Raw genomic sequence first — 6,968 nt, 5'->3', positions numbered from 1 at the left:
GCGGGGCCGGCGGGTGGGGCCGGCCCCGCCCGTCGGCTCAGGGCGCCGGGAGTTCCGCGAAGTCGGCCACCAGGCCGCGGTGGTGGCCGGCGGTGCCCAGGGCCAGGGAGTCGGCCTTGGCGCGCTTGAGGTAGAGGTGGGCGGGGTGTTCCCAGGTCATGCCGATGCCGCCGTGGAGCTGGACGCACTCCTCGGCGGCGCGGACGGCGACCCCGGAGCAGTACGCCTGGGCGACGGCGACCGTGAGCGGGGCGTCGGGGGCGCCGGTGGCCAGGGCGTCGGCGGCGGCGCGGGCGGCCGCCCGGGCGGAGGCCACGTCCAGCCACAGCCGGGCGAGGCGGTGCTTGAGCGCCTGGAAGGAGCCGACGGGGCGGTTGAACTGGTGGCGGGTGCGTACGTGCGCGACGGTCTCGGTCAGGCACCACTCGGCGAGCCCGAGCTGTTCCGAGGCGAGCAGTCCGGCGCCGGACAGCAGGGCTCCGGCGACGGCCGCCCGGGCGCTGGCGGGGTCCGCCAGGCGGGTGGCGGCGGCGCCGTCGAGGGTGACGTCGGCGAGCGGCCGGGTCAGGTCCAGCGGGACCCGGGGGGTCAGGGCGGCGCGGTCCGCGGGGACGGCGTACAGCCCGGTGTCGGCCAGGACCAGCAGGACGTCGGCGGCGACCGCGTCCGCGACCGAGGTGACGGTGCCGCTCAGCACCCCGCCGCCGCCGTCGTGGACCGGCGCCGGCAGGGGCGCGCCGGGGGCCAGGGTGAGGGGCAGGGCGGGGACGCAGACCAGCCCGGCGGATGCGGCCTCCCCGACCAGGGCGGCGGCGTCGGCGTTGTCGCAGGCGACGGCGAGCAGGATCTCCGTCGCGAGGACGGAGGACGTCAGGTAGGGCACGGGTGCGGCGGACCGGCCCAGCTCCTCCAGGACGACGGCGGCCTCGCGGTGGCTCGCGCCCGCCCCGCCGAGCTTCTCGGGGACGAGCAGTCCGGCGGTGCCGATCCCGGCGGCGAGGGTGCGCCACAGCTCGGGGTCGTGGGGGCGGCCGGTCTCGGCGCGTGCGAGGACTGCGGCGGGGGCGCAGCGGTCGGCGAGCAGGGCGCGTACGGCGGCGCGGAGCTCCTCCTCGGTCTGCGAGTAGAGCAGGTCGTAGGGGGCGCTGGGGGCCGCCGGGCCGGGCTGCGGCGCCGGTGCGGGCTGCGTCGTCATCGGGAGAGGTCCTTCCAGGCAGTGTCCTTGTCGTCGCGCGGTTCGGGGGGCAGGCCGAGGACGCGTTCGGCGACGATGTTGAGGAGGATCTCGCTGGTGCCGCCCTCGATGCTGTTGCCCTTGGCGCGCAGGTAGCGGTAGCCGGCGTCGTGGCCGGTGAAGTCGACGGTCTCGGGGCGGCGCATGGTCCAGTCGCCGTACAGGAGGCCCTCCTCGCCGAGGAGTTCCACCTCCAGGCCGCTGATCTCCTGGTTGAGGCGGGCGAAGGTGAGCTTCATGCCGCTGCCCTCGGGGCCGGGCCGGCCGGCGACGAGCTGCTGGCGCAGCCGTTCGCCGGTGAGGCGGGCCACCTCGGACTCGACCCACAGTTCGAGCAGCCGCTGGTGCAGGGCGTGGGTGCGCAGGGCGGGGCGTCCGCGCCAGGCGGCGGCGACGGGGGCGATCATGCCGCCCTCGCGCGGGATCCGCATGCCGCCGATGGAGACGCGTTCGTTCATCAGGGTGGTGCGGGCGACGGCCCAGCCCTGGCCGACGGCGCCGAGGCGGTGGGTGTCGGGGATGCGGACGCCGGTGAGGAAGACCTCGTTGAACTCGGCCTCGCCGGTGATCTGGCGCAGCGGGCGGACCTCGACTCCGGGGGCGTGCATGTCGCACAGGAAGTAGGTGATGCCCTGGTGCTTGGGGAGGTACGGGTCGGTGCGGGCGAGGAGGATGGCCCAGCGGGCGGTGTGGGCGCTGGAGGTCCACACCTTCTGGCCGTCCACCACCCATTCCCCGGTCTGCTCGTCGAGGACGGCGCGGGTGCCGAGGGCGGCGAGGTCGGAGCCGGCTCCGGGTTCGCTGAAGAGCTGGCACCAGACCTCCTCCCCCAGCCAGAGGGGGCGCAGGAAGCGGGCCTTCTGCTCCTCGGTGCCGTGGGCGAGGATCGTGGGCGCGGCCATGCCGAGGCCGATGCCGATCCGGCGGGGGTCGTTGTCGGGGGCTCCGGCGGCCTCCAGTTCGGCGTCCACGGCGGCCTGGAGGGTGCGGGGCGCGCCCAGTCCGCCGAGGCCCTCGGGGTAGTGGACCCAGGCGAGGCCGGCGTCGAAGCGGGCGCGGAGGAAGTCCGCGGGGGCGGTGGCGGCGGGCGGGTGCGCGGCGAGGAGGGCGCGGGTGCGGGCGCGGAGGTCTTCGGCGTCGGCGGTCATCGGGCGGCTCCGCGGTCCCGGGACGGTACGACGACCAGCCGGCCGGTGGTGGTGCCGTCGGCGACGCGCTGGACGGCGTCGGCGGCCCGGTCGAGCGGGACGCGTTCGCTGACGAGGGGTCTGATCGCGCCGTCGGCGGCGAGGCGGGTGAGTTCGGTGTGGCAGGCGAGGATCGCGGCGGGGTCCTTCGTGGCGTACAGCCCCCAGTGCAGGCCGAGGACGGAGTAGTTCTTGATCAGGGCGTGGTTGAGGGTGGGGGCGGGGACGGTGCCGCCGGCGAAGCCGACGACGACGATGCGGCCCTCGAAGGCCGCGCACTTGGCGGAGGCGGTGTAGGCGTCGCCGCCGACGGGGTCGTAGGCGACGTCGGCGCCGTGTCCGCCGGTGAACTCCTTGACGCGGGTGACGACGTCCTCGGTGGTGCGGTCGATGACGAGGTCGCAGCCGAGTTCCTCGGCGGTGCGGGCCTTGGCCTTGCCGCCGACGACGCCGATGACGGTGGCTCCGGCGGCCTTGCCGAGCTGGACGGCGGCGCTGCCGACCCCGCCGGCGGCGGCGTGCACGAGCAGGGTCTCGCCGCGCTGGAGGCGGGCCCTGCGGTGCAGGCCGAACCAGCCGGTCTGGTAGCCGATGTGCAGGGCGGCGGCCTCGGCGTCGTCCAGGCTGTCGGGGGCGGGCAGCAGGGCGCGGGCGGGGGCGGTGACGTACTCGGCGAGGCCGCCGTGGGGCAGGCTCGGGTTGGCGATGACGCGGCGGCCGTCCTCGGTCAGGCCGCAGACCTCGACGCCCGGGGTGAAGGGCAGGGGCGGGCGGATCTGGTACTGGCCGCGGACGAGGAGCGCGTCGGGGAAGTTGACGTTGGCCGCGAGGACCCGGAGTTTCACCTCGCCCTCGCCGGGGACGGGTTCGGGGACCTCTTCGAGGCGCATGGCCTCGCGGGGTTCGCCGGTCGTGTGTACTCGCCATGCCTGCATCCGGGGCCTCCAGCCGCCGTCGAGGGACCACGCTCGGCGGCATACTAAGCGGTCGCTTGCCTCCTTGGGAACCCTCGTCCGCGCCATCCCCGCCCGGCGGACCTCCGCCGGGCGGCGGGCCCGCCCGCCCGTTCCGGAAATCGGACGGACGAACCACGGGTGAACACCCGTATCCGTAGATAGCATCAACAGGCCGCTTGCACAGGGCATATGACGCACCAGGGATTTCCGCGCGCCCGGAGCCGACCGCTCCGGGCGCGCGTCTGCGCCACGCCCACACCACAGGGGGAACCCGAACGATGAACAACGCATCCATGCGCGCCCGCACGCGCCGGACCGCTGCGGCGGCCGCCGCGGCCCTCGTCCTGGCCGGGATCGTCACCGCCGCCGGGGCCGGCCGCGGCCGCGCCCGCCTGCACGCCCCGCATCCAGGTCCTCGGCTCCCTCGGGACCGGCGGCTACAACGTGGGCGGCCCGCAGTCCGAGGGCGTCCGGGCCCTCGGCTCCGGCACCCTGTCCGTCGGCGACTCCGGCGGCAAGCCCGTCTACTGGACCGGCACGAAGCTCCACAAGGTCCCGATGCCCGACGCCAACCAGGCGGGAGCGGTCCTCGGCGTCAACAAGGCCGGCCTGATGGTGGGCGTCGTCCACGGCGGCGAGGGCTACCTCTTCACCTACCGGGCCGGGGACACCGCCGTCACCCGGCTGCCCGAGAGCGACTGGGCGTCCTACTACACCGACGTGAACGACGCCGGGTACGTCGTCTCGCGCACCCGCGGCGGCCAGGGCGTGGTGTGGAAGGACGGCCGGAAGGTCCGCGACCTGCCCGTGCCGGCCGGCTCCGCGCCCGGCACCTACGTGGAGCTGGTCACCGGCATCAACAACAAGGGCGACGTCCTCGGCATCGCCCGCGAGAACCACGAGGTCCCGGAGACCGGCCAGCGCCTGGAGGGCTCCTACCCCGTCCTGTGGCCGGCCGACGGCGGCCCGGCCGAGGCCCTGCCCCGCACCTCCAACGACAGCTGGGTGCAGGACATCGACGAGAGCGGCCGCGTCGTCGGCTACGACTGGAACGGCATGGGCTACCAGTTCCGGCCCGTCAAATGAACCCCGCCGTACACGGGGCCCATCGGCGCCCCGGGCGCGCTGAAGACCCACCCGTACGGCACCTTCGAGGCGGTCAGCCCGACGAACAACGTCTCCGTCGGCACCGCCAAGTTCCACCCGGACATCCAGACCCTGCCCGACCAGGCGCAGCTGTGGACGGGCACCGGGCCGGTGCTCGCCCTGCCGCGGCTCGCCGCGAACCAGGCCAGCACCGCGCAGTCCGTCGCCGACGACGGCCGGGTCGGCGGCGCGGCCGTCAACGCGGGCGGCACGCTGAAGCCGGTGATCTGGACCTGCGCGACGAAGCAGGCGTACCTGCCGAAGTAGCGGCCCGCGTCACGGGCATGGCGATCTGCGCCCCGGCGCGCTATCGATGCCCCCATGACGGACGAGATCAGGCGCGGCCTGCCCGCGCCGCCTCCGCTGGGCGCCGCCGCCCTGCCCGCCGGCACGTACGCGGGGCAGGTGGTCCTCGTGACCGGCGGCGGCACCGGGCTGGGCAGGGCCATCGCCGCCGAGTTCGCCCGGCTCGGCGCCGACCTGCTGATCGCGGGGCGCCGCGCCGGGCAGCTGGAGGCGGCGCGCGAGGAGCTGGCGGCCGTGCCCGGAGCGGGCCGGGTGGCGGCCGCGGTGTGCGACATCCGGGACCCCGAGCGGGTCGCGGACGTCTTCGACGCCGCCGGGGCCGCGCTGGGACTGCCGGACGTGCTGGTCAACAACGCCGCGGCGAACTTCCCCAGCCCCGCCGAGGACCTGTCCCCGAACGCCTGGCGGGCGGTGGTCGACACCACCCTGACCGGGACCTGGTTCATGACCCGCGAGTTCGGCCGGCGCCACCTCGGCGCCGGCAGCCCGGGGGCGATCGTCAGCGTCGGCGCCTCGTACGCCTGGACCGGCGGGCCCGGCTTCGCCCACAGCGCCGCCGCGAAGGCCGGGGTGAAGAACCTGGTGGAGACCCTCGCCGTGGAGTGGGGCCCGTACGGCATCCGCGTCAACGGGCTGGTGCCCGGACTGTTCCCGCACACCGACATGACCGAGGACATCCGGGAGGGGCTGGAGCGGGCCGCCCCGGACTCCAAGGACTCCCGGCAGCCCGCCCTGCGGGTGGGCGCGCCGCGCGAACTGGGCTGGGCCGCCACCTTCCTGGCCTCGCCCTACGCCCGCTTCGTCACCGGCCACACCCTGGTGGTCGACGGGGCGAACTGGCAGCGCCGGGCGCTGGTCCAGCCGGAGGTGGTGCCGGTGCGCGAGCAGCTGGGGCGCGGGCCGTTCCAGCCCTGAGGGGGGTGGGGCGCGGTGCGGGGACGGGCTCCTGAGGCGTTGTCAGTGGCGTGCGGCACCATCGGGTCATGAGGATCGACGACTGGGAACCCTTCCTGCGCACCTGGAGCGCCGAGCGGGAGACGGCCATGCGGGCCGAGGAGCCCTCGGAACCGCCCCTGGGCTGGCTGGGCTTCGACCCCGCCCCGCCGGAGCGGATAGCTGCGCTCGAAGCGAGGCTGGGGGCGCCGCTGCCTCCCTCGTACCGCTCGTTCCTGGAGGTCACCGACGGCTGGCGGTGGGCAGGGGAGTTCGTGTACCTGCTGGCCCCGGCGGCGGAGGTGGGGCCGATGCGGGAACTGACGGGGCACCTGTTCGAGATGCTCAGCGAGTGGGAGCAGGAGGATCTGGAGGAGGACCTCGGCGAAGAGGATGAAGCGGAGGAGGACGGGGCCGAGGAGGAGGACCTGGAGCCGTACGAGTCCGAGCGGTGGGGCCGGACCGTCCAGATCTCCCTGGACGGGGACCAGACCTGGCTGATGCTCGACCCCGGTGACGTCAACGCCGACGGCGAGTGGGCCGCGTACCGGTACTCCAGTTGGAGCGGGGAAGGACCGGAGCGGCACGAGTCCTTCGCCGACCTGATGTACGCGGAGTTCCAGGGCTTCCACGCCCTGCGCAAGCCCGACGGCGAGACGCGGCGGGGCCTGGCCGTCCTCGTGGAGCGGGCGCGGGCGGACCTGCTGGCGGGGCGGGCCGCCGAGGCGGAGCGGGCGCTGGAGGAGGCGAAGGAGTTCGGGTACGGGCCGGCGATCGTGGGCCTGTTCCAGATACGGGCCCTGCGCGGGGAGCACTACATGCTGCCCGACGCCCGGGCCGAGCTGGCGCAGGGGGATCCGCTGCTCCGGCACGCCGTACTGCCCGTGCTGGCAGTGATCGCCGAGGGGGACCCGCGGCCGTACCGGCCCGAGGACCCGGAGCTCGACGGCTACCGGCGGCGCTACCGCGACGGCGTCCACCGGGCCTGGGAGGACGAGGCCCTGGAGCGGGCGCGGGACCTCGCGCGGTGGGGGGACCCCGAGGCGGCCTGGCGGGTGCTGGCCGAGGAGGCGCTGCCGCGGTGGCGCCCCGTCGGCGAGGGCCACGTGCTGCCGGTCGAGCTCATGGCGGACCCCTTCCTGCGGCCGCTGGTCACGGCGGAGCGGGCGGGCCGGATCCTGGCGACCCCGCGCCCCGGGAGGGCCG

General features: G+C 75.6%; 7 protein-coding genes. 4 read left to right on the top strand and 3 right to left on the bottom strand.

The window, feature by feature from the left end; all coding sequences use genetic code 11:
• Positions 1-37 precede the first annotated feature (37 nt).
• From SSNG_RS31165 to SSNG_RS31155, 3 genes are read right to left on the bottom strand one after another with little or no spacing between them, the layout of a single operon-like run.
• On the bottom strand, positions 38-1,195 hold the full coding sequence (locus SSNG_RS31165) for an acyl-CoA dehydrogenase family protein (protein WP_007267931.1): 1,158 nt from the start codon (positions 1,193-1,195) through the stop codon (positions 38-40).
• A complete protein-coding gene (locus SSNG_RS31160) occupies positions 1,192-2,382 on the bottom strand; it encodes an acyl-CoA dehydrogenase family protein (RefSeq protein WP_007267930.1) in 1,191 nt (396 codons plus the stop codon). Before SSNG_RS31160 ends, SSNG_RS31165 begins: the two co-directional genes overlap by 4 nt.
• The gene (locus SSNG_RS31155; RefSeq protein ID WP_007267929.1) at positions 2,379-3,356 is read right to left on the bottom strand and encodes an NADPH:quinone oxidoreductase family protein; all 978 of its coding nucleotides are present in this window, start codon (positions 3,354-3,356) and stop codon (positions 2,379-2,381) included. Before SSNG_RS31155 ends, SSNG_RS31160 begins: the two co-directional genes overlap by 4 nt.
• A gap of 465 nt (positions 3,357-3,821) precedes the next feature.
• Here SSNG_RS31155 and SSNG_RS31150 point away from each other — a divergent pair, with 465 nt between their 5' ends.
• From SSNG_RS31150 to SSNG_RS42515, 4 genes are all read left to right on the top strand, one after another.
• A complete protein-coding gene (locus SSNG_RS31150; protein ID WP_007267928.1) occupies positions 3,822-4,463 on the top strand; it encodes a hypothetical protein in 642 nt (213 codons plus the stop codon).
• A 171-nt stretch (positions 4,464-4,634) separates the two neighbouring features.
• A complete protein-coding gene (locus tag SSNG_RS42520) occupies positions 4,635-4,790 on the top strand; it encodes a hypothetical protein (protein WP_007267927.1) in 156 nt (51 codons plus the stop codon).
• 54 nt (positions 4,791-4,844) lie between these two features.
• Positions 4,845-5,744 carry an SDR family oxidoreductase gene (locus SSNG_RS31145; RefSeq protein WP_007267925.1) on the top strand — a complete coding sequence of 300 codons (900 nt, stop codon included), beginning with the start codon at positions 4,845-4,847 and terminating at the stop codon, positions 5,742-5,744.
• A 68-nt stretch (positions 5,745-5,812) separates the two neighbouring features.
• Positions 5,813-6,968 (top strand): SMI1/KNR4 family protein (locus SSNG_RS42515; protein WP_007267924.1); only part of this gene is annotated, 1,156 nt, incomplete at its 3' end.

The sequence above is a fragment of the Streptomyces sp. C genome (assembly GCF_000158895.1).
Classification (GTDB): Bacteria; Actinomycetota; Actinomycetes; order Streptomycetales; family Streptomycetaceae; genus Streptomyces; species Streptomyces racemochromogenes.
The sequence above is the reverse complement of the archived record's forward strand: the minus strand, read 5'-3'. Positions and strand labels throughout refer to the sequence as shown.